Below are 21,661 nucleotides of genomic sequence, written 5' to 3'. Positions count from 1 at the left end.
TATTATGTGGAGAATTTGGAAGTTATACGACCCACTACGTGCAATGGTTGCCCAAGGAGTTTTTCTCTTTGCTTTGGCAGCGATGATTCATCTCATTTTATTGAGCACTGTTCAATACAAATGGTTGGATGGCATGAGTCAAGAGCAGTACAAAGCAGCAATTTCTGCAGCGAAGAAGTAAGTAGATGTACAAACCGTAGACGAATTTCTAGAGATAGTGATTCGTCTACGCAATATTAATTAATTATGAGAAAAATCTCATAGTGCAAGGAGCGCTAAATGGCCATGCTCAACTTTGAAAAGAAATACCGCGTACGCGGCGGAACGCTTATCGGTGGAGATCTATTTGATTTCTGGGTAGGCCCGTTTTACGTGGGATTTTTTGGTGTCACTACAGTCTTCTTTACGTTTCTCGGGACTGCAATGATTTTCTGGGGAACCTCTCAGGTAGGGGTCTTTAATCCCTGGCAAATCAATATTGCTCCGCCCGATCTGAAGTATGGTCTCGGGCCAGCCCCCATGATGGAGGGCGGACTTTGGCAGATCATTACAATTTGTGCCTTAGGCGCATTCGGATCATGGGCTTTGCGCGAAGTAGAAATTTCGAGAAAACTCGGCATGGGTCTTCATGTGCCACTGGCTTTTAGCATGGCAATTTTTGCGTACTTTACTTTAGTGGTCATTCGCCCGGTTCTGATGGGTGCATGGGGACATGGATTCCCGTATGGAATATTGAGTCACCTAGATTGGGTATCCAATACGGGTTATCAGTACCTACACTTTCATTACAACCCGGCTCACATGATTGCGGTGACCTTATTTTTTACCACAACGCTAGCGCTTGCTCTACACGGTGCCCTAGTTTTGTCTTCTACCAATCCTGCTGCCGGTCAGACTGTAAGAACCCCAGAGCACGAAGACACCTTCTTCAGAGACATTATTGGTTATTCAGTGGGAACCTTAGGAATTCACCGTCTCGGTTTATTCCTGGCATTAGCAGCTGTATTTTGGAGTGCAGTTTGTATCGTAATCAGCGGGCCTTTCTGGACAAAAGGATGGCCTGAGTGGTGGACGTGGTGGTTGAATTTGCCTATCTGGGGGTAGTTTTCAGCTGAATTAAATATGCGGAGAGCATCATGGAATATCAAAACTTATTTACTCAAACTCAAGTAACTGGACCTGCTAGTCATGGCGTGCCCATTAACGCATACGACATGCGTGAGCGAACTCGCTCAATTGGTATTAGCCATTTACTGGGTCGTCTAGGCAATGCTCAGATCGGACCAGTTTATCTGGGACGGCTTGGTGTCGCGTCACTCATGTTCGGCATGACAGCATTTTTCATCATCGGTATGAATATGTTGGCCCAAGTAGGGTGGAATCCACTTCAGTTTGTCAAAAAACTGTTCTGGCTTTCTCTGGATGCCCCTGCACCAAAATATGGCCTTAGCTTTCCGCCTTTAAATGAGGGTGGCTGGTGGCTTATTGTGGGCCTCTTTTCCACAATCTCCATTATGTTGTGGTGGTTTAGAACCTTCCGCCGAGCTCAAGCGCTTGGTATGGGAAATCATGTCCCTTGGGCATTTGCTTCCGCAATCTGGTTATTTTTAGTGCTCGGTCTCATTCGACCTGTATTAATGGGTAGCTGGAGTGAAGCGGTGCCATTCGGTATTTTTTCTCACTTGGACTGGACAGCTGCATTCTCGATTCGCTACGGAAATTTGTTTTATAACCCGTTCCACATGCTCTCCATCGTATTTCTATATGGCTCTGTACTACTCTTCGCCATGCACGGAGCAACCATTCTTGCGGTGAGCCGGTTTGGTGGCGAGCGAGAAATAGAACAAATTGTTGATCGTGGTACAGCTTCAGAGCGGGCCGCACTGTTTTGGAGATGGACTATGGGCTTCAATGCAACCATGGAATCCATTCACCGTTGGGCCTGGTGGTTTGCAATACTGACGCCGCTGACTGGTGGTATTGGCATCCTATTAACTGGAACAGTAGTTGATAACTGGTATTTATGGGGTGTGAAGCACGATATAGCACCTGCTTATCCAGCAATATATGGAACGGTGGCGGATCCGGCTCTTTCAGCGCCCGTTGCTCCAGTTGCTATGGGGGAGAAAAAATGAAGAACCTACGTCATAAATTAACAGTGGTATTGGGAATTCTGAGTGTCTTGATGCTGACCGCATGTGAGCGGCCGCCAATAGACTCAAAGCAAATGGGCTTCCGAGGAACTGGTATGGCCCAGATTAATAATCCAAGAACGGATGCTCAACTGGCAAAGCTGAACGAAATGCCAGCGGGAATTCCGGCATCGGCTGATGGACCTAAGGCTGGAGCTGTCTATAAGAACGTGAAGGTGCTGAATAACTTGAGTGCTGCTCAGTTCAGTGCTTTCATGGTGTCTATGACCGCTTGGGTTTCTCCAAAGGAAGGTTGCGCTTACTGCCATAACGTTCAAAACTTTGCTGATGATTCTTTGTATACCAAGACCGTCGCTAGAAAAATGATCTTGATGAATCAAGAGATTAATGGCACTTGGAGTAATCACGTTAAAACCACTGGAGTGACTTGCTATACCTGTCACCGTGGTAATAACATCCCACAAAACGTTTGGTTTAACCCTGAAGAAAAGCGTGGCGGCAATATGCTCGGCAATGCTAATGGGCAAAATGATCCTTCAAGCAATGTTGGGTATAGCTCCTTACCTAATCAACCATTTGGGACGTACTTTGTTGCAAATTCCGGCCCAGCCCGGGTGATTGGTGATACAGCACTTCCGACTGGTAATAAAGCTTCCATTCAAGCGACGGAGAGTGTGTATGGCGTCATGACCCATATGTCTACTTCGCTGAATGTGAACTGTACTTACTGTCACAACTCAAATAATTTCGGCAGTTGGGAGCAGAGTACTCCACAGCGTGTACAGGCATGGCACGGTATTCAGATGTTGAAGGACGTCAATACCAATTTCATTAGTTCCATAACGGATGTATTCCCAGCAAATCGTTTAGGGCCTACTGGCGATGTTGCTAAAGCCAATTGCGCAACATGTCACCAGGGAGTAAATAAGCCTTTATTAGGAAAAAGCATGCTGCAAGATTATCCCTATCTTGTACCTGCTAAAACTAAGCCGAACGATAGTATTCATAGCGCTAAAAACTGATGTAGACCCCCTCTTGTTCATCGGGAGCAAGAGGGGGATTTCACTAAAGGAAGTGTGATGGACCAAAAGGTCGATCTATTTAAGATTCCGGATCAAATCACAAGCTTCAATGATGGTGATCATGCTGAGCGTGTTTTAGTCATTGGCTCAGGATTTGGAGGTCTAGCTTCCGCCATTCGCATGGCAAAAAAAGGATATCAAGTACAAGTATTAGAGAGACTTGAAAGTCCCGGGGGTAGGGCATACGTTCATAAAAAAAATGGCTTTACCTTTGATGCTGGCCCGACCATCATTACCGCCCCATTTCTATTAGAAGAGTTGTGGGAGATGTGCGGTAAAAAAATGGCTGATGATGTTGATCTGCGCGCCATGGATCCCTTCTACCAAATACGATTTGCTGATGGACGAATCTTTAATTACACAGGTGATTTGGAGCAAATGAAGCGGGAAGTCAGTAAATTTAATCCTAAGGATTTACCGGGTTATTTACGCTTTCTGGAAGATGCCAAATACCGTTATAAGTTAGGGTTTGAAGAGTTAGGCGATGTCGCCTTTGATAGTTTGGCTGATCTTGCAAAGGCATTTCCCAGTCTGATCAAAATGCGGGCATGGGAAACTCTCTACAGCCTAGTAGCCAAGCATATGAAAGATCCTCAACTGCGAGAGGTCATGAGCTTTCATCCACTGCTGATTGGCGGAAATCCATTTTCAGTAACTGCTGTTTATGCCTTAATTAATTCTCTAGAGAGTAAATGGGGAGTGCATTCTGCGATGGGAGGCACTGGCGCTATTGTCAAGGGATTGGTGGGCTTGCTCGAAGGTCTTGGGGTTTCTATTCGTTATAACAGCACGGTCAAGAAAATCAATATCGTCGATCGCAAGGTCACCGGGGTCACCTTGGAAAGTGGGGAAGTGATCTACGCTGATAAGGTGGTGTCAAACGCAGATACTGCCTGGACTTATAAAAATCTGATTGATCCGCAGCATAGAAAAATTTGGACAGATAGAAAAATAAACAATGGAAAGTATTCCATGAGTTTATTTGTTTGGTATTTTGGAACTAAGAAACAGTATCCACAAATCCCTCATCATATGATGTTGCTTGGTAAGCGCTATAAAGAATTGCTAGAGGACATTTTTAAACGTCATCACTTGGCAAAAGATTTCAGCCTTTATCTGCATCGTCCAACTGCTACTGACCCCAGCTTGGCGCCAGAGGGCTGTGACACATTTTATGTTTTATCTCCTGTGCCCCATTTAGATAGTGGAACGGATTGGAAAAAAGAGGCTGAGCCCTATAGGCAGGCTATTGCAAAAATGTTAGAAGAGACGGTATTACCTGGCTTAGAGGAAAACCTCATGGAGTCCTTTGTGATGACTCCGGAAGATTTCAAAGACAGGCTCTTGTCTTTTAAGGGTGCAGCATTTGGATTGGAGCCTCTCCTAACCCAAAGCGCTTGGTTTAGGCCACACAATCGCAGTGAAGATATTGAAGGTCTTTATATGGTTGGGGCAAGCACCCATCCTGGTGCTGGCATACCTGGAGTACTGTCGTCAGCCAAAGCCCTAGATTCATTAATCGAGCCTGTTAAGGTTGTAGATAGCCGTGCACGATAGAGCGATTACCGCTGAATTTGGTTTTCAGCAAGATCTGCAGACTTGCGAAAGTCTGATGAAGGAGGGCTCTAAGTCGTTCTTTTCTGCCTCACGTATATTGCCCAGCAAAATACGGGATTCTGCAATTGCCCTTTATGCATTCTGCCGTCTATTAGATGACATGGTAGATGATCCTGATGCGCCAGATGATGTCATCAAGCAAATTGAGTATCGACTCGATTGTATTTATGCGCAGACTCCTGCTGATATCCCTGCAGATAGAGCACTTGCTTTAGTCGTTGAACGATTCTTGATTCCTAGGGAGCTGTTAGATGCTCTTGTTGAGGGGTTTAGGTGGGATCGCCATGGCAGGCAATACGACACGATAGAGGAACTCTGTGATTATTCAGCAAGAGTGGCCTCTACCGTAGGTGTCATGATGACTTTAATTATGGGAGTCAGAGATCGTACGGTTTTAGAGAGAGCATGCGAGCTCGGACTAGCAATGCAGTTAAGTAATATCGCCAGAGATGTTGGTGAGGATGCAAAAAATCAACGACTCTATTTGCCAAAGCAGTGGCTTGAGGAGGAGGGTATTGATCCGGATCAGTGGTTAATCAATCCCCAATTTAGTCCCGCATTGTCCAGAGTGGTTAAAAGACTCATTACTTACGCAGATCATCTTTACAGCCGTTCTTCCTTTGGATTTTCTGGCTTACCGCGTAACTGCAGGTCAGCAATTGCCGCTGCTAGCTTTATTTACTCAGAAATCAGTCGCCAGGTAGAACGACAAGCCTATGATTCGGTCTCTCGACGTGCCGTAGTCTCTAAAAAGAGAAAGCTACTCCTACTCGTGAAGGCATTTAGAACTGCAATCTTTACTGTTAAGCCGGACCGCAGCTTTAGTCAGATTGCTTCTATTCAGTTTTTAGTTGATGTCGTCAGGCCAGAAGAGCCCTATGCTCATTACACTGGAAGCGTTGAGGAAAGATTAATTTGGGTTGTAGGACTACTTGAAAAAGTAGAACTCCGAAAAACAGCAAGCTTTTACGCTAAGGCTCAGCAACAAGCCTAAAACTCTATTAAGTTAAAAAATCATTGTTGGGTTTCTAGGCATTCTCCAGGGCAACATGAGTTGCACAATATTGGACTTTAAACGATTGACGTTGAGAGTCTCATGCATCGAAATGACCCCTTCCCCAAGTAGGTGAGATTGGATTCGGGAGCGTGCATAAAACGGAGTATCTTCGTATGTATTTAACAGCTCAACCGTGCCAGTTTTTTCTGAGCGCATATTTCTTTTGATGCCCCAACCAGTTTTTCGTAGAGAGACTCTCTCTGGAGCTGCAAAGGGTTCAACTGTGCCATCGACATTAAATTTAGAGGCAATGATGCGCTCGGCACCATTGCTTTGGCGGACATCATAAATAACGGCTGTACTGCCATCCTTAAGATGTGCTCTGGACCAGTCCCATTCGCTAAACGATTGGCTAACTGCCTCATCACCTTCATTCGAATCAAAATAGGCGCTTCCTTTCCAATGCAAATTGGGCTTGGTAAAGGATACTTCAACCCTTGCTGATGGGGAGATCGGCCCCCAGCGATGCTTTTCCTGATCATCTAAGGCGATAACATGGTTAAAGAGTTGATCTGGATAAACCTTGATAGTGCCCTCTACCTTATTTCCTAGTAAAGGGACACGCTCTTTAATCTCGATGGTTAAAACATCATTCTCCCAATGTAAATGACTAGGGCCAATCGTGAAAGTATGTTCTGTTCTATTGATCGCGTTCTGAGCCCGCTCAGTCATAGTCCAGTATTTTGAATTTGGTGTGTAAAGCGCAACATTGATAGCGCAGTAGTCATTTGCATTGGCAGGTTGCTTTTTATTGGCCCAAGCGTAATAGGGTGAGAACACGCTGCCAACAAAAGCAATGATGCTAAAGCCATAAAGACCATCGTCACTCAGACCATCGACATACCACCAGAGATAATTGCCTGGATCTACCGCTTGGTCAAACCGAGGTGTTCCATTAGGGTTGCGGCCACCAATCGACCGGACATAGCTGCCATAGGAACTCCCGGACCCGGATGAGTGCTTCCCCCCGTGAGTAGTAGATTGCTGATTTGAGATTGAGAGCCGAGCCTCTGGAACGAGCTCATCCATCCATGAGTTGCTTGACCATAAAGAGCTCCTCCGCGACCCGGAAAGAGTTTGGCGAATTCTTGAGGGCTCGTTCGAGTCACTTCCAGATTTTGAAGCTGCAGACCATATTGGCTCATAAGTGAAAATATTTTTTGCTCGCATCGATCTACTTCCTTTACGTCATAGGATGAAGTACCACCTTTTGCTGGCGCATTTACCAGACACAGCAGTCGTTCATGTGAGTTGCTCTCAATCGCATGACCTGTTCTATCTTGAGCACATATATACACCGTTGGATTTTCTGGAATTTTTCCCTTAGTAAAAATATCCGAAAATTCATCGCGGTAAGGTTGATTAAAGAAAACGTTATGTCTGACTAAGGGGAAGCCGGATGCTTTAACTTGCATTGACCAAGTGACTGCAGATAGGGAGTTTACCTGTTGAAGATTTTTAGGAATCGCTTCACTGGCTGGCTCACCCAGTAAGCCGTGCTTTAAGGCGTTAATGTCGCCATTGAAAATCAGGTAATCACATTCAAGATATTCGCCTGAGGTGAGTAACGCACCTTTTACTTTATCTCCGGCGATATCCAGAGACTGGACTTCCGAGTTGTATCTAAAGTTGCATTGTTTCTTTTGGGCTAAGCGTGCAATGACTTCGGGGATCTTAATCATTCCGCCCTTGATAGACCAAACACCTTCCATTTCTACTTGGGCAATCAACATCAGGGTTGCTGGAGCCAAATAGGGTGATGAGCCACAGTAGGTCGCATAACGTCCAAATAGCTGGTGTAGACGAGGATCAGGAAAGTAGCGGTCCAATGCTGACCATAAGCTACTAAAAGGGCCGATGTCCCATAGCACTTTACTTTTTGCTAGCCCTAAAGAAGACATCATTCCCATCATGCTAGGGCGAGGGGACTCAATAAAGGGCGTTTTAAGTGCTTGATATACTTTTTTTGCTGTTTTGCAAAACTCTAAAAACTGTTTTGCTTGTTGTGGCCCGCTAAATTGACCGATAGCGTCAGCGCTTTTTTGACTATCGGCGTAGAGGTCTAGATAGGTATCGCCCCAACTATGCCTCGCAAGAATATCTAATGCTTCAAGTTCGAATTCTGAATCAAAATGTTCACCGCAATTTGCAAAGAGCTCATCAAAGATCCATTTCATCGTAAAGACTGTGGGGCCAGAATCAATAAAAGAATTACCCGCTTGTACTTGGCGAATCTTTCCGCCCGGCCCTGCATTCTTTTCGATTACCGTGACATCCAGGCCTTGATGGGATAACCCCAAAGCAGCGCTAAGACCGCCAATGCCTGCTCCAACAATGAGAACTTTAGGCGATTTCAACATACTTACCTTGCCATACACCTTGAGCTGAATTGACTACAAAGCGCGTAAACATGGATTCTGAAAAATAGTCTTTACCGTATGCAGCTTTAATGGCTGCGAGATGAGCCCCTTCCTGCGCATAACGATCTAGAGACTGCTCATCGTTCCAGATAGTAAAGGTTGCCTGGCGAAGGTAGGGTGCCTCACCAAGTCCAGCCGTCAGTATTTTTCCAGATGCCTGATTAATGGAGACTTCAGCAGGCTTTGCCTTGCTCCAAAACTGCATCGCTTTAGTAGGTCTGATTGAAGCTCGAGTCAGAGATGCAATGGGACCTCTTATCGGTTTTGCTGCCAAGTCTTGCATTGGAAATGAAGACCACGAACCACGGCTAGAGTAGGCTTGGAGTGTAGCGGTAAACATTTCGCTGGAGTGATCTTTGTATGCACGCAAGATAGCAGCATGTTTTAAGAAAGCGGCTGCATTTTCAGGCTCATCAAATACACAAAAGAAGCCTTGTTTTGTGAGGCTGGGTTTTGTACTAAATCCCCCGTTAAATCCAGAGCCTAGCACTTTGCAAAATTGCAGGCCTTGCAGCCCAGCGAAGGGGTATTTACCCAGAACATAGCGTGATAGCCCCCATCCACTGGAACCAGCAGCAATATTGATTAAAGCTAATACTGCTGTCTGATTAGTCATGAGAAATTAGGCATCAATATCTTCGGCAGCATTACCATCAACAATGCCAAAACGCCTCATTTTGATATAAAGACCTTGTCGAGATAAGCCAAGTAATTCTGCTGCTGATGCTCTGTTAGACATAGTGAGTTCTAAGGCGGCCAAAATACATAACTTTTCAATAATGTCGGTAGTCTCTGTAACGATTTGCTTCAAAGGAACTTTGCCAACCAATTGGGTGAGTTCTTTCGCATTCTTTCCTAAGTTCTCAGATTTAGCGCTAGGTTGCTGTACAGATTTCGAGATCAGATGAATACTGATGCCAACCGCTGAAAGTTTTCCACTAATAAAGCTGACTGCTGAAATTTGAGCCTCTCTAGGTGAGCTGCCATCATCAGCTGTAATTGTTGTTGAATAGTCTTTAATTGAGCCGTATTCACGGACGGTACCGAGAATAATTTTTAAATCAATGCCTGCTCTACCAAGCCATACCTCTAAAGACTTGCCGAGAATATTTTCTTTTTGGGCAGATTGAGACATGGAAACAAAGGTGCTGTTGGCAGTCAAAATGATACCGCTAGTACTACAAACAATAAAACCATCTTGAAAGTCTTCAATGGCTTGTGTGAGTAAAGTGGTTTGCTCATTCAGATTATTAATCTGGGTACTCTTTGATCTTGGCTTGATAGATACAAGGCAAATATTTTGATTGCCTTCGCGTAACAAGACGCTCGAGATTTCTACATTCTCTTTGAGATTCTCCAGTGTTGATTGGATTGGAGATTGCAAAATTCCAGATTTTGATTCTGCTAAGTAAGTTTGAATAGCCTCATAATCTTTTACAGGAAATAAATTGGTAAATAGTTTTCCCTGAATCTTCTTTAGATCACCTACTAAAAAACCCGCAGATTTATTCACCTCAAGAATCTTTAACGTTTGACTATCTACTATTAAATAGGCCTGATCAATATTATTAAAGAGTTGAACGTAACGATTTTGTATTGCATGAAGATTGGCATAGTCACGCTCAATTTCTTGTTGCGACTCTACAAGCTTTTGCTGCAATACAGAGATGCTGCTGAGATCTTTGCCAATGGCAACTAGCTTATTTTCTTTTGGAAAAAAAATCGTACTAAATTGAATTGGTAAGGAGGGGGATCCTTCAATCCATTGATTTACCTGACGCCACTTTTGCTCGGACTCATCCTCGCTTGTTTTCAGTAGTGCGTTGACTTTAGGCTGACTATCAATGGCAACAGTATCGAGCCAATTTTTCCCAATCAAAGACTGTGTATTGGTGGCTATTGGCTTTGATCCGTTTAATACATTCTCTATTAAGCCTGAGCTATTCATCACAAGAACAAGATCAACTGAAAGCGACAGCATGGCAGCTGCTTGATTCACATCTAAGGCATTGATTGCTTCGGGATCTAGATTGAAGATTTTGGTCACTATGTTCTTATCGATTTTCTAATAATTATTTTTATATTTGGCTGAGAACAAGCTCTAATCTTTCGACAGATTCTTCAGGGGTAAATGCTTTTATATCTGCCTGAATATGAGTAAATTTTTCAGGCGCCTTATTATAAAGCGGACCCCCAATCAGAACCTTGATTTTTGGGTTCTTGGATTTTTCCCTCAAGACGCTAATGGTATTTGGTAGCTGCTCTAATTGCTCGTTGCAAGATATTGAAATAGCAATAGCATCATGGTTGTTCGATTCAAGCTCTCGACTGATGGATCTCAGGCTGTTATTTTCTGGGCGATAAACACGCCAACCAGAATGAATAAAATAATTTGAAAGTATGAGTGTGCCTAAAGAGTGCTGCGATTCTGGAAAAACTGAGATCAGAATCGAATGATCACCACGTTTTTCTAGTTGAGTTACTTGAAAAAGATAGTCAAGTTTATGTATCACTCGCTCTAGCTTATTGGTCCCAATCGACACCTCAGCAAAACTCAGGGTGTCATCTTCCCATTGTTTACCTAGCCTTCTGGCAATAGTTGGTATGAGATCTAACACGATGTAATTGATCGATACTCCATGAGTCTTGAGTACTGTGATTGCCAACTCAAAGGCTCCATCTTCAGTAGAGAGTAGTAATTGGGTGATCCGATCAATCTCTTCATCACCTAATACTTCCCCTTGTTGACTTAGGGTGGGCGCTGGAGCCTCAATCCAACCATCTTCGTTGGAGGCTTTAGGCTTATTTGCCCCCTCAACTTTGCGTTCAATTTCCTCAACTAAGCGGGGTAGTTGAGTGCTGAACACTTCCATGATGAGTTCTTTTTTAAAAGATGGGTTCACCAAATGGCCCTTGATCTAAAGTATTGTATTGTTTGCAAACATATGTAAAATAATTATTACACTAGAGATCCAATAATGGCAATTATTTTCCATTAATAAGGGTAAATACTAGTATAAATTAGGGAAAGTACCAGTATTAGTAAGTTCTAATAAGCGTAAAGTTTTGTTTACACATAGCCAAATACATAACGCCCAAAAATGAAGATCAATAAGCCTCTATACAGTCAGGAACAACGCGCAAAACGCGATGCAACTGTGTGGACCCTGGTTCAGGGGATTTTGGCGCCTGTTCAATTTTTAGTCTGCCTCATTAGCCTGTATTTGGTCTTGCAATACCTCATTTCTGGCCACCACTATGAATTAGCCACCATCTCAGTAGTGGTTAAAACCTTCTTCTTGTATCTGATCATGCTTACTGGAAGTATTTGGGAGAAAGTTGTTTTCGGAAAGTACTTATTTGCCGATAGTTTCTTCTGGGAAGACGTATTTAGTATGTTGGTCATTTCCCTACATACGATTTATCTCTACTTCCTCATAGCTGGTGGCATGAGCGATCGTAGTCTGATGTATCTCGCTCTCGCAGCGTATGCATCCTATTTTATTAATGCAGGCCAGTTTATTTACAAGCTTCGGATGGCTCGCCTGCAGTTTAACGATCAGGTTACAGCATGAACGCTATCGTCGATCTGCCAAAAGAAGCTCAGTCCCATGTTGGGAAAAATATTCCAATCTACAAAGAGCGTGGTCAAAGGGAAGTATTTTGCGGGCTCACGGGGATTATTTGGCTGCACCGAAAAATTCAGGATGCTTTCTTCTTGGTAGTTGGTTCAAGAACCTGTGCGCATTTAATTCAGTCAGCTGCTGGAGTCATGATTTTTGCAGAGCCAAGGTTTGCGACGGCGATTATTGATGATCGTGATCTTGCTGGAATTGCGGATGCGCACGATGAGCTAGATCGGGTTGTAAAGGCCTTACTGACAAGACGTCCCGACATCAAGATGCTATTTTTAGTGGGTTCTTGCCCGTCAGAAGTGATTAAATTGGATCTGTCTCGTGCCGCGCAAAGATTGAATAAAGAGATGATCAATCAATGCCGCATATTGAGTTACTCGGGTAGTGGGATTGAGACAACCTTTACTCAAGGCGAGGATGCCTGCTTGGCATCCTTAATATCTGACACACCAAAACAAGCTCCTGAAGCCGAGCAAAATTTACTCATCGTTGGTTGCTTGCCAGATATCGTTGAAGATCAATTTCAACGCATTTTTAATGAGTTGGGAATTACGAATGTATCGTTCTTCCCGCCAAAGAGTTCAAAGCAAGTAGTTGAGATCAACAGCAATACTCAATACCTACTTGCCCAGCCCTTCTTAGCTGAAACTGCCAGACTCATTGAGGAGCGGGGCGCAAAGAGACTATCTGCACCATTCCCATTTGGAGTTGAAGGTACTACCGCATGGCTTAAAGCTGCAGCCAAGGCTTGGAATATTGATGATGGCAAATTTGATCAAGTAACCCAAGTCAGAATTGATCGGGCTAAAAAGAGTCTCGCACGTTACCTGCCAGCTTTGGAAAATAAAAGTATTTCTTTCTTCCCAGATTCACAGCTAGAAATTCCTTTAGCGCGCTTCTTGTCCAAAGAATGTGGCATGAAAGTTCTGGAGATAGGCACACCTTATATTCATAAGCAACATTTGGAATGTGAGTTTGATTTACTGCCAGAAAATATTCGCATCGTTGAAGGTCAAGATGTCGAGAAGCAATTAGATCGCTGTCGAAGTGATAAGCCCGACATCGTAGTTTGTGGACTTGGCTTAGCCAATCCCCTTGAATCTGAGGGCATTACGACTAAGTGGTCAATTGAGTTGGTATTTAGCCCCGTGCATGGATATGAGCAGGCTGCTGATTTAGCAGAACTGTTTGCACGACCATTAAATCGCAGTCTAAAACTAGCGGCATAAAGAGCTCATATGCAACTGACACTCTGGACATATGAAGGCCCACCACACATTGGTGCAATGCGCATTGCTACCTCGATGACCGATTTGCATTATGTCTTGCATTCGCCACAGGGTGATACATACGCTGATCTCTTGTTTACGATGATTGGTCGCGCTAAAACCCGTCCTCCAGTCACCTATACGACATTTCAGGCAAGAGACTTAGGCGGGGATACAGCGCAGTTATTCCAGGATTCTGTCAATTCTGCATATGAACGTTTCCAGCCTAAGGCGATGATCGTAGGCGCTTCCTGTACTGCAGAATTAATTCAGGACGATCCAGGTGGCTTGGCAAGAGCACTCACTTTACCGATTCCTGTGATTGCACTCGAACTTCCTTCGTATCAGAAAAAAGAAAACTGGGGCGCTTCAGAAACTTTTTATCATATTGCTCGTGGATTAGTGGCATTCGATAAATCCATTAGTGCCCAGCAGTATCAAGAGATGCGGGCAACTAATGCAAAACAAGATCAAAAGCCTAGTTGCAATATTCTCGGACCCACTGCCTTAGGATTTAGAAATCGCGACGACATTCAAGAAATTAAGTCTCTATTAGAGGCGATGGGCATTGAGGTGAAAGTAGTTGCACCTCTGAATGCTTCGGTTGCAGATATCACCCAATTACCTCAGGCAGACTTTAATGTCATGCTGTATCCAGAAATTGCTCAGCTGACTTGTACATGGCTGCAGAAGACATTTGGACAGCCTTTCACAAAGACAATTCCGATTGGTACGAAAGCTACGAGAGCCTTTGTTCAAGAAGTCGCCGCATTAGCGAATATCAATCCGGAGTCTTTTTTACAGTCTCAAGATGAACGGGCTCATTGGTACGCAAAATCGGTCGATTCTACTTATCTAACCGATAAGCGTGTATTTATATTTGGCGATGCAAGTCATGTCATTGCTGCTGCCAAAGTCGCATCAGAAGAAATTGGCTTTAAGGTAGTTGGCTTAGGAACTTACAGCCGCGAATTTGCCCGCGAAGTCCGTGAAGCTGCAAAGCTCTATGAAGTAGAAGCTTTAATTACCGATGACTATTTAGAAGTTGAGGAAAAAGTTGCTGAGCTCACCCCAGACTTAGTTTTGGGTACACAAATGGAACGCCATATCGCTAAACGATTAGGCATTCCTTGTGCTGTGATTTCTGCGCCAGTCCATGTTCAGGACTTTCCAGCACGCTACTCACCACAGATGGGATTTGAGGGTGCTAATGTATTGTTTGACACCTGGATTCATCCACTCATGATGGGTCTTGAAGAGCACCTGATTATGATGTTCCGCGATGATTTTGAATTTAGTGCTAAGGCAGCACCTTCTCATCTAGGTCATTCATCAGCTGTTAAAGAGAATCTACACTCATCAGAGCCACAATCAATCGCTCCAGTAGTCAGCCACACACAGGTAAATGCTGAAATATTTAGCGGTACAGAGCCAGCGAATTTATGGGATGCAGAAGCAGAAAAAGAATTGGGAAAGATTCCATTCTTTGTTAGAGGCAAAGCACGACGCAATACCGAGAAGTTCGCAGTTGAGCATGGCATTAGCCATATCACTATTGAAACGCTCTACGATGCAAAGGCTCACTATGGCAGATAAGAAAATCCCCATGAGAGTCTCCATCATTACGATGGACACGCACTTGAGTAGTGCGACAGAGAGAGCTCGTTATGCCCTCAAGAAAAAGCTACCTAGTCTTGAGCTCAGCATTCATGCTGCTTCTGCTTGGACCGTAGATGCTAAAGCTCTAGAAAACTGCATTACCGACATTGAGTCAGCAGACATTCTGATTGTGACAATGCTCTTTATGGAAGATCACTATAAGCCAGTGATTGAGGCCTTAAAAGCTCGGCGCAATCAATGTGATGCCATGATTTGCGCAATGTCGGCAGGTGAAGTAGTTTCTCTTACCCGTATGGGTGGGTTTGATATGGGCAAGCCAGCAACTGGCTTGATGGCCTTATTAAAGCGTTTGCGTGGGAATAAAGAGAAAGCCCAAACTGGTGGTGCAGCGCAAATGCGAATGCTGCGTCGCCTACCAAAAATTCTTCGATTTATTCCAGGCAATGCACAAGATGTCAGAGCCTATTTCTTAACTCTGCAATATTGGTTGGGTGGCTCCGAAGAGAATCTCTTCCATATGGTGACTAACTTAGTCAATCGCTATGCCGCTGGTGAGAGAGAAGTTTTAAAGACTAAAGAAAAGCTAGTTGAGCCAGTCATCTACCCCGATAACGGTATTTATCACCCACGGCTCAAAGGCCGTATGAGTGAGTCTATTAACGATTTGCCTAAATTGGTTTCTGATAAGAAATCCAAAGGTCGCGTTGGATTACTGTTGCTCAGATCCTATATTTTGGCTGGCAATACTTTGCATTACGATTCGGTCATTGCTGCAATTGAGGCGCAAGGACTGCAAGTTCTCCCTATATTTGCAGTAGGTTTGGATGCAAGACCAGCTATCGACCAATTCTTTTACCAAAATGGTGAGAAAGTAGTTGATGCGGTTGTATCGCTTACCGGATTTTCCTTGGTTGGTGGTCCTGCCTATAACGATGCAAAAGCAGCTGAAGAGGTGCTCGCTTCTTTAGATGTGCCTTACCTCGCAGCACAACCTTTAGAGTTTCAGACCCTCAATGATTGGGGTAGCTCTGACCGAGGACTGTTGCCAGTAGAAAACACGCTCATGATTGCCATACCAGAGCTTGATGGTGCGATTGTTCCGATGGTATTTGGTGGTAGAGCAGGTGATGTAGGTGTGCAATGCAAGGGTTGCCATAAGGGCTGCGTATTTGAAGCCAGCATTAATCGTCATGACATGCATACCTGTATAGAGCGTACTGCAATGCTAGCGGCACGCGTATCTAAATTAATTGCCTTGCGCAAAGCTGAGCGTGCAGATCGCAAAGTAGCCCTGGTGATGTTTAACTTCCCGCCAAATGCCGGAAGAGTTGGTACGGCTGCCCATTTAAGTGTTTTTGAATCCGTATTTAATACCTTAAAAAGCCTCAAAGCAGAGGGTTATAGCGTTGATGTTCCTGCATCCATCGATGAATTCCGGGACATGATTCTGATTGGTAATTCAAAAGAGCATGGCACAGATGCCAATGTGCATACTCTCATTAGTGCTGCGGATCACATTCGTCGTGAACCTTGGTTAAAAGAGATTGAAGCGCAGTGGGGCCCAGCACCTGGAAATCTACTGAGTAATGGCTCATCACTATTTGTATTAGGTAAACAGTTTGGAAATGTATTTGTAGCGCTTCAGCCTGGGTTTGGTTACGAGGGCGATCCCATGCGCTTGTTGTATGAGAAAGGCTTTGCACCAACTCATGCCTTCTCTGCCTTTTATCGTTACATTCGTGAAGATTTTGCAGCTTCAGCAGTATTGCATTTTGGTACTCATGGTGCCCTCGAATTTATGCCAGGCAAGCAATCGGGAATGTCTGGCGCATGCTGGCCAGATCGCCTGATTAATGATTTACCAAATCTCTATATTTATGCCTCAAATAATCCATCAGAAGGTGCGATTGCTAAACGCCGTGCTGGCGCAACCTTAATTAGTTATCTGACACCACCGGTTTCACAAGCAGGCCTATATCAGGGCTTGCTGGAGTTTAAGGAAGCGGTTGAGCATTGGCGGAAGCTGGTTCCAAATGAAGCAGCGCAATCTTGGAGCGAAACTGAGCAAGAGTTACTTAACTCAATGCAAGCACAAGCAGTCGAACTTGAATTTTCTTCGCCAGAACCTCTATGGAAGAATTTAAGTTCAAGTGAAGTCAACCAGATTGTGATGCATTTGAGTGAGCAGATTTTGGAGTTAGAGTACACGCTCATTCCTTATGGCCTTCATGTTCTCGGTAGTCCGTTAAGCATGGAGCAGAGCTTAGATATGTTGGTGAGCTTTTTATCTGTTCAAGAGGGTGAACTCAAAAACTTTGAACGAGCTAGTATTGAAAAGCTGATCAATAGCGACAGTTTGGAGCAGTTTGTTAAAGCCCAAAAAATGAATCTAACTCCCACGCTCCGTGCCGAGTTAGAAGAATTGCTTGCGGTATACAGCGAGTTACAGGCTGATAGCGAAATGCAGGGAGTAATGAAGGCCTTAGAGGGGCGCTATATTCGTCCTGCACCTGGAGGCGATGTTCTTCGCAACCCACAGGTGCTGCCAACTGGTCGGAATATTCACGGTTTCGACCCTTTCCGTATCCCGAGTAAATTTGCAATGAAAGATGGCCTAGCTCAAGCGAATATGCTCTTAGAGCGTTATAAAGCCGACGGTAATCCGTTGCCAGAATCCATCGCCATGGTGTTGTGGGGTACAGATAACTTAAAAACAGAAGGTGGACCAATTGCGCAGATTTTGGCGCTGATGGGTGCGCTGCCGCGTTTTGATAGCTTTGGTAGATTAGCTGGCGCTCAACTAGTTTCTTTAGAAGAGTTGGGCAGACCCAGAATTGATGTCATGGTGTCGATTTCTGGGATCTTCAGAGATCTGATGCCCTTGCAAATCCGCATACTTGCAGAGGCAGCCTACTTAGCAGCTAGCGCGGATGAGCCGCTTGATCAAAACTTTATTAAAAAACATACCCTAGCTTATCAAGCTCAAAATGGCTGCGATCTTGAGACTGCTGCATTGCGGGTCTTTGGTAATGCCGAGAGCGCCTATGGTGCCAATGTCAATATGATGATTGATAACGGCTTATGGAAAGATGAAAACGAGTTAGCTGAAACCTATACTCGTCGTAAAAGCTTTGCATACGGAAGAACTGGCGTCCCCATGCTACAAAGCGAGCTTCTGAACAATATCCTGGCGGATGTTGAGCTCACTTATCAAAATCTGGACTCCATTGAACTTGGTGTCACAACCATCGATACTTATTTCGATACTTTAGGTGGTGTTAGCAGGGCCGTCAGAAGAGCCAAGGGTGGAAAAGCGGCGCCCGTGTATATCGGCGATCAAACTCGCGGTACTGCCGTAGTCAGAACTCTCAATGAGCAGGTATCACTAGAAACCCGTTCACGCATGCTCAATCCAAAGTGGTACGAAGGCATGCTCAAGCATGGTTACGAGGGCGTTCGCCAGCTAGAGAGTCACTTAACTAATACTGTTGGCTGGTCTGCTACGACCGGTCAAGTAGAGCCCTGGGTTTATCAACATCTAACACAAACATTCATATTAGACCCAGAGATGCGGGAGCGATTGATGAAGCTCAATCCAGCTTCATCAGCAAAAGTTGCAAGTCGACTATTGGAAGCATCAGAAAGAAATTATTGGAAGCCAGAGCCATCAGTATTAGAGACCTTGCGTCGCGTTGCTAATGACTTTGAAGATCGACTTGAAGGCGTTTATGAGGGAGTACCTATTTAATGAATACAGTTAGTGTGCCAGTTTCTTCGATTAACACTCGAAGTAAGCCAACCGATGGCGAGGGGAGCTTACAGGTTCACCTGGACCCCAATGAAAAAATTGGGAATGCCAAAGTATTCGCAATTTATGGCAAAGGAGGGATTGGTAAGAGTACAACCTCTTCTAATCTGTCTGCAGCGTTTTCACTACTGGGTAAGCGAGTCATTCAGATCGGTTGCGATCCAAAGCATGACTCTACCTTTACGCTGACTAAAAAACTAGTCCCTACCGTAATTGACATTCTAGAGTCAGTAGATTTTCACTCGGAAGAACTCAGGGTAGAAGACTTTGTCTACGAAGGCTTTAACGGTGTGATGTGTGTAGAAGCTGGTGGCCCTCCTGCAGGAACTGGGTGCGGTGGCTACGTTGTTGGTCAAACTGTCAAGCTCTTGAAAGAGCATCACTTACTTGAAGATACCGACATCGTTATTTTTGACGTCTTGGGTGACGTGGTATGTGGAGGCTTTGCAGCTCCATTGCAGCATGCTGATAGGGCCTTAATTGTTGCGGCAAATGATTTTGATTCTATTTTTGCCATGAACCGGATTGTTCAGGCTATCAGCGCTAAAGCCAAAAACTATAACGTGCGTTTAGGTGGCGTGATTGCTAATCGAAGCGCGGATACAGACCAGATTGATAAATTCAATACGCGGGTCGGTTTAAAAACAATGGCGCACTTTCCGGATCTCGATGCGATTCGTAAAAGCCGTCTCAAAAAATGTACTGTTTTTGAAATGGAATCGACCCCAGAGATTGAAAAGGTCAAAGACGAATATATGCGTTTAGCTGCCAGCCTACTTTTAGATGACGATCCTATCCTTACAGAGTCGCTCAAAGACCGTGAAATATTTGACTTACTTGGATTTGACTAATTATGAGCGCTATTTCTTATTTAAATAGACGTAGTAAGTTGCAGGACTATTTTGATCGGACTGCAAATGATGCTTGGGCAAAATTAACTTCTGATGCTCCGGTTAGTGGAATTAGAGCAACAGTCAGAGCAGGGCGCGATCAAATGCGCTCAAATCTGATTGCTCGCCTACCAGAGTCATTAGCTGGAAGGCGAATTTTGGATGCGGGCTGCGGCACTGGTGCTTTGGCTCTTGAGTTAGCCCAAAAAGGAGCGAGTGTTGTTGCGATTGATTTATCACCCAATCTAATTGAATTGGCTAAAGAAAGAATTGCTCCTGCCGATCGTCAAAATATTGACTTCAGGTCCGGCGATATGCTCGATGACAGCTTAGGTGAATTTGATTACGTTGTTGGTATGGATTCCATGATCCATTACTGCGCTGCTGATATGTTGGTTGTATTAGAGAAGCTAGCGCCCCGGGTTTCTAAAAAGATTGTATTTACTTTTGCACCAAGTACCTTGCCTTTGGAAGTGATGATTCGTGTTGGCCGTCTGTTTCCGAGAAAAGATCGGGCGCCGTTCATCGAGCCCATTAGTCAAGTGAAGTTAAGTAAGTTGATTAATCAATCACCCTGGTTTGTGGATTGGAAAATTCCCCACACCCAATTAGTTTCTAGTGGTTTTTATAAGTCACAACTCATGGAGATTGAAAAAGTATCATGATCAATTTGTCAAAGATGGCTAAGACATGGACGAGGATTGATCCTCGCTTTCTGCCTTTTGCTGACGTGGCGACCCCAGATTTACCTCTGAGCCGCCTCTTAAGACTATCTTTGTTTCAAGTTTCGGTAGGTATGGCTACTGCCTTATTGGTTGGCACCTTAAACCGAGTCATGATTGTTGAGTTACACATGGATGCTTGGATGGTAGCCTTAATGGTTGCCCTCCCACTCATCTTTGCTCCATTTAGGGCCTTGATTGGCCATAAGTCAGATACCCATCGATCCATATTGGGCTGGAGAAGAGTTCCTTATATTTGGATCGGGACTTGGTTGCAGTTTGGTGGCTTGGCCATCATGCCTTTTGCGCTCATCATTCTGTCTGGAGATACCCATTGGCCAGCTTGGTTTAGCTACCTTGGCAGTGCATTAGCATTTTTACTAGTCGGCGCGGGTATGCAAACTACTCAAACTGCTGGCTTAGCTCTCGCAACAGATTTAGCAGACGCAAAGAATCGTCCCCGTGTTGTAGCAATGATGTATGTCATGTTGCTATTCGGCATGGTCTTAAGTGGCGTGATGTTCAGCGTCTTCTTGGACCCATTTAGCCCGATTCAGCTAATTAAGGTGATTCAGGGAGTTGCACTCATTACCTTATTACTCAATTTATTTGCCTTGTGGAAGCAAGAAGCAAGGCAGCCTAAAAATACTGCGCCATCTATTGTTCAGCCCAAATTCTCACAAAGTTGGAGCGAGTTCATTAAGGCGCCACAGGTTCGTCGTTTTCTGATCATGCTGGGACTTGGTACCACTGCCTTTAGCATGCAAGACATTATCTTGGAGCCCTATGGTGGAGAAATACTCTTATTAGATGTATCTGCTACTAGCTTTTTAACTGCGCTGATTGCCTGCGGATCTTTACTGGCATTTACCTTATCAGCGCGCTGGCTAAGCAAGGGTTATAACGCCTACAGAATTGCTGCATCTGGTCTCCTGCTTGGGCTGATTGCCTTCTCCATGGTGATATTTTCAGAGCCATTAGGTTCACCCAATCTCTTTAGATTAGGTGCACTTCTGATCGGATTTGGTGGAGGATTATTTGCAGTGAGTACGCTCACTATTGCCATGAGTATGGATCAGGAGAATAAAACTGGGATGGTCATTGGTGCGTGGGGAGCGGTAACAGCAACCTGCTCTGGAATTGGTATGTCACTGGGAGGAGTTATTCGTGATCTCGTCTCCGATTTAGCGATGGGCGGAGTGATCGGCACCACATTAATGAATCCCGCTACAGGGTATAGCTTTGTTTATCACATTGAGATTTATTTGTTGTTTATTACTTTGATTGCGTTGGGTCCACTAGTAGCCAAAAAGCGAAACCTGGATATTTCAAAAATGAGTAAGTTTGGCCTAGCGGATTTTCCAAGCTAGTTTATTAAAGAGGGAGAGA

The 21,661-nt window shown here is 44.4% G+C and carries 18 protein-coding genes; 13 read left to right on the top strand and 5 right to left on the bottom strand.

All coding sequences use genetic code 11. The features are described 5' to 3' along the window. Positions 1–4 precede the first annotated feature (4 nt). From pufA to CL55_RS06840, 6 genes are all read left to right on the top strand, one after another. Complete coding sequence (gene pufA, locus CL55_RS10550) at positions 5–181, top strand: light-harvesting antenna LH1, alpha subunit (protein WP_071608677.1); 177 nt, start codon at positions 5–7, stop codon at positions 179–181. Between the two features lie 98 nt (positions 182–279). Further along, entirely contained in the window at positions 280–1,104 is an 825-nt protein-coding gene (gene pufL / locus CL55_RS06860; protein WP_046330416.1) for a photosynthetic reaction center subunit L, read from the top strand. Positions 1,105–1,136: 32 nt separating this feature from the next. Next, positions 1,137–2,135 (top strand): photosynthetic reaction center subunit M, encoded by a 999-nt coding sequence (pufM, locus tag CL55_RS06855; protein ID WP_237150479.1) that lies wholly within the window; start codon positions 1,137–1,139, stop codon positions 2,133–2,135. Next, a complete protein-coding gene (pufC, locus tag CL55_RS06850; protein ID WP_046330414.1) occupies positions 2,132–3,175 on the top strand; it encodes a photosynthetic reaction center cytochrome PufC in 1,044 nt (347 codons plus the stop codon). Before pufM ends, pufC begins: the two co-directional genes overlap by 4 nt. Before the next feature lie 57 nt (positions 3,176–3,232). Next, the gene (locus CL55_RS06845) at positions 3,233–4,792 is read left to right on the top strand and encodes a phytoene desaturase (RefSeq protein ID WP_082091909.1); all 1,560 of its coding nucleotides are present in this window, start codon (positions 3,233–3,235) and stop codon (positions 4,790–4,792) included. Further along, entirely contained in the window at positions 4,782–5,846 is a 1,065-nt protein-coding gene (locus tag CL55_RS06840; protein ID WP_046330413.1) for a phytoene/squalene synthase family protein, read from the top strand. Before CL55_RS06845 ends, CL55_RS06840 begins: the two co-directional genes overlap by 11 nt. Before the next feature lie 12 nt (positions 5,847–5,858). On the opposite strand, the gene CL55_RS06835 is transcribed toward CL55_RS06840, so the two are convergent. The 5 genes from CL55_RS06835 to CL55_RS06815 all read right to left on the bottom strand — a co-directional run bounded on the left by CL55_RS06835 (position 5,859) and on the right by CL55_RS06815 (position 11,232). Continuing rightward, positions 5,859–6,689 (bottom strand): carotenoid 1,2-hydratase, encoded by an 831-nt coding sequence (locus tag CL55_RS06835; protein ID WP_237150478.1) that lies wholly within the window; start codon positions 6,687–6,689, stop codon positions 5,859–5,861. An 86-nt stretch (positions 6,690–6,775) separates the two neighbouring features. Further along, entirely contained in the window at positions 6,776–8,269 is a 1,494-nt protein-coding gene (gene crtD / locus CL55_RS06830; RefSeq protein WP_046330412.1) for a 1-hydroxycarotenoid 3,4-desaturase CrtD, read from the bottom strand. Further along, positions 8,253–8,945 carry a hypothetical protein gene (locus CL55_RS06825; RefSeq protein ID WP_046330411.1) on the bottom strand — a complete coding sequence of 231 codons (693 nt, stop codon included), beginning with the start codon at positions 8,943–8,945 and terminating at the stop codon, positions 8,253–8,255. The genes crtD and CL55_RS06825 overlap by 17 nt, the downstream gene beginning before the upstream one ends. Positions 8,946–8,951: 6 nt before the next feature. Continuing rightward, complete coding sequence (gene ppsR, locus CL55_RS06820) at positions 8,952–10,376, bottom strand: transcriptional regulator PpsR (protein ID WP_046330410.1); 1,425 nt, start codon at positions 10,374–10,376, stop codon at positions 8,952–8,954. Between the two features lie 31 nt (positions 10,377–10,407). Further along, the gene (locus CL55_RS06815; protein WP_156156279.1) at positions 10,408–11,232 is read right to left on the bottom strand and encodes a cobalamin B12-binding domain-containing protein; all 825 of its coding nucleotides are present in this window, start codon (positions 11,230–11,232) and stop codon (positions 10,408–10,410) included. 198 nt (positions 11,233–11,430) lie between these two features. On the opposite strand from CL55_RS06815, the gene bchF reads away from it, so the two are divergent. Genes bchF through CL55_RS06780 form a run of 7 tightly spaced genes read left to right on the top strand, consistent with a single transcriptional unit; the run spans position 11,431 to position 21,642 of the window. Next, complete coding sequence (gene bchF / locus CL55_RS06810) at positions 11,431–11,904, top strand: 2-vinyl bacteriochlorophyllide hydratase (RefSeq protein ID WP_046330408.1); 474 nt, start codon at positions 11,431–11,433, stop codon at positions 11,902–11,904. Further along, positions 11,901–13,193, top strand: a complete 1,293-nt coding sequence (locus tag CL55_RS06805; RefSeq protein ID WP_046330407.1) for a ferredoxin:protochlorophyllide reductase (ATP-dependent) subunit N — start codon at positions 11,901–11,903, stop codon at positions 13,191–13,193. The genes bchF and CL55_RS06805 overlap by 4 nt, the downstream gene beginning before the upstream one ends. Positions 13,194–13,202: 9 nt before the next feature. Next, positions 13,203–14,828 carry a ferredoxin:protochlorophyllide reductase (ATP-dependent) subunit B gene (gene bchB / locus CL55_RS06800; protein WP_046330406.1) on the top strand — a complete coding sequence of 542 codons (1,626 nt, stop codon included), beginning with the start codon at positions 13,203–13,205 and terminating at the stop codon, positions 14,826–14,828. After that, complete coding sequence (locus CL55_RS06795; RefSeq protein WP_205621265.1) at positions 14,818–18,600, top strand: magnesium chelatase subunit H; 3,783 nt, start codon at positions 14,818–14,820, stop codon at positions 18,598–18,600. Before bchB ends, CL55_RS06795 begins: the two co-directional genes overlap by 11 nt. Further along, a complete protein-coding gene (gene bchL, locus CL55_RS06790; protein WP_046330404.1) occupies positions 18,600–19,511 on the top strand; it encodes a ferredoxin:protochlorophyllide reductase (ATP-dependent) iron-sulfur ATP-binding protein in 912 nt (303 codons plus the stop codon). Before CL55_RS06795 ends, bchL begins: the two co-directional genes overlap by 1 nt. A gap of 2 nt (positions 19,512–19,513) precedes the next feature. Further along, a complete protein-coding gene (gene bchM / locus CL55_RS06785) occupies positions 19,514–20,215 on the top strand; it encodes a magnesium protoporphyrin IX methyltransferase (protein WP_046330403.1) in 702 nt (233 codons plus the stop codon). Continuing rightward, a complete protein-coding gene (locus CL55_RS06780) occupies positions 20,212–21,642 on the top strand; it encodes a BCD family MFS transporter (RefSeq protein ID WP_046330402.1) in 1,431 nt (476 codons plus the stop codon). The genes bchM and CL55_RS06780 overlap by 4 nt, the downstream gene beginning before the upstream one ends. Positions 21,643–21,661 lie beyond the last annotated feature (19 nt).

This window comes from Polynucleobacter duraquae, from assembly GCF_000973625.1.
GTDB classification, from domain to species: domain Bacteria; phylum Pseudomonadota; class Gammaproteobacteria; order Burkholderiales; family Burkholderiaceae; genus Polynucleobacter; species Polynucleobacter duraquae.
The sequence above is the reverse complement of the archived record's forward strand: the minus strand, read 5'-3'. Positions and strand labels throughout refer to the sequence as shown.

What these genes read in the sequence shown, in the direction of transcription:
- pufA (WP_071608677.1), top strand. Translation starts at nt 5, where the DNA reads ATGTGGAGAATTTGGAAGTTATACGACCCACTACGTGCAATGGTTGCC.
- pufL (WP_046330416.1), top strand. Translation starts at nt 280, where the DNA reads ATGGCCATGCTCAACTTTGAAAAGAAATACCGCGTACGCGGCGGAACG.
- pufM (WP_237150479.1), top strand. Translation starts at nt 1,137, where the DNA reads ATGGAATATCAAAACTTATTTACTCAAACTCAAGTAACTGGACCTGCT.
- pufC (WP_046330414.1), top strand. Translation starts at nt 2,132, where the DNA reads ATGAAGAACCTACGTCATAAATTAACAGTGGTATTGGGAATTCTGAGT.
- CL55_RS06845 (WP_082091909.1), top strand. Translation starts at nt 3,233, where the DNA reads ATGGACCAAAAGGTCGATCTATTTAAGATTCCGGATCAAATCACAAGC.
- crtD (WP_046330412.1), bottom strand. Translation starts at nt 8,269, where the DNA reads ATGTTGAAATCGCCTAAAGTTCTCATTGTTGGAGCAGGCATTGGCGGT.
- CL55_RS06825 (WP_046330411.1), bottom strand. Translation starts at nt 8,945, where the DNA reads ATGACTAATCAGACAGCAGTATTAGCTTTAATCAATATTGCTGCTGGT.
- bchF (WP_046330408.1), top strand. Translation starts at nt 11,431, where the DNA reads ATGAAGATCAATAAGCCTCTATACAGTCAGGAACAACGCGCAAAACGC.
- CL55_RS06805 (WP_046330407.1), top strand. Translation starts at nt 11,901, where the DNA reads ATGAACGCTATCGTCGATCTGCCAAAAGAAGCTCAGTCCCATGTTGGG.
- bchB (WP_046330406.1), top strand. Translation starts at nt 13,203, where the DNA reads ATGCAACTGACACTCTGGACATATGAAGGCCCACCACACATTGGTGCA.
- CL55_RS06795 (WP_205621265.1), top strand. Translation starts at nt 14,818, where the DNA reads ATGGCAGATAAGAAAATCCCCATGAGAGTCTCCATCATTACGATGGAC.
- bchL (WP_046330404.1), top strand. Translation starts at nt 18,600, where the DNA reads ATGAATACAGTTAGTGTGCCAGTTTCTTCGATTAACACTCGAAGTAAG.
- bchM (WP_046330403.1), top strand. Translation starts at nt 19,514, where the DNA reads ATGAGCGCTATTTCTTATTTAAATAGACGTAGTAAGTTGCAGGACTAT.
- CL55_RS06780 (WP_046330402.1), top strand. Translation starts at nt 20,212, where the DNA reads ATGATCAATTTGTCAAAGATGGCTAAGACATGGACGAGGATTGATCCT.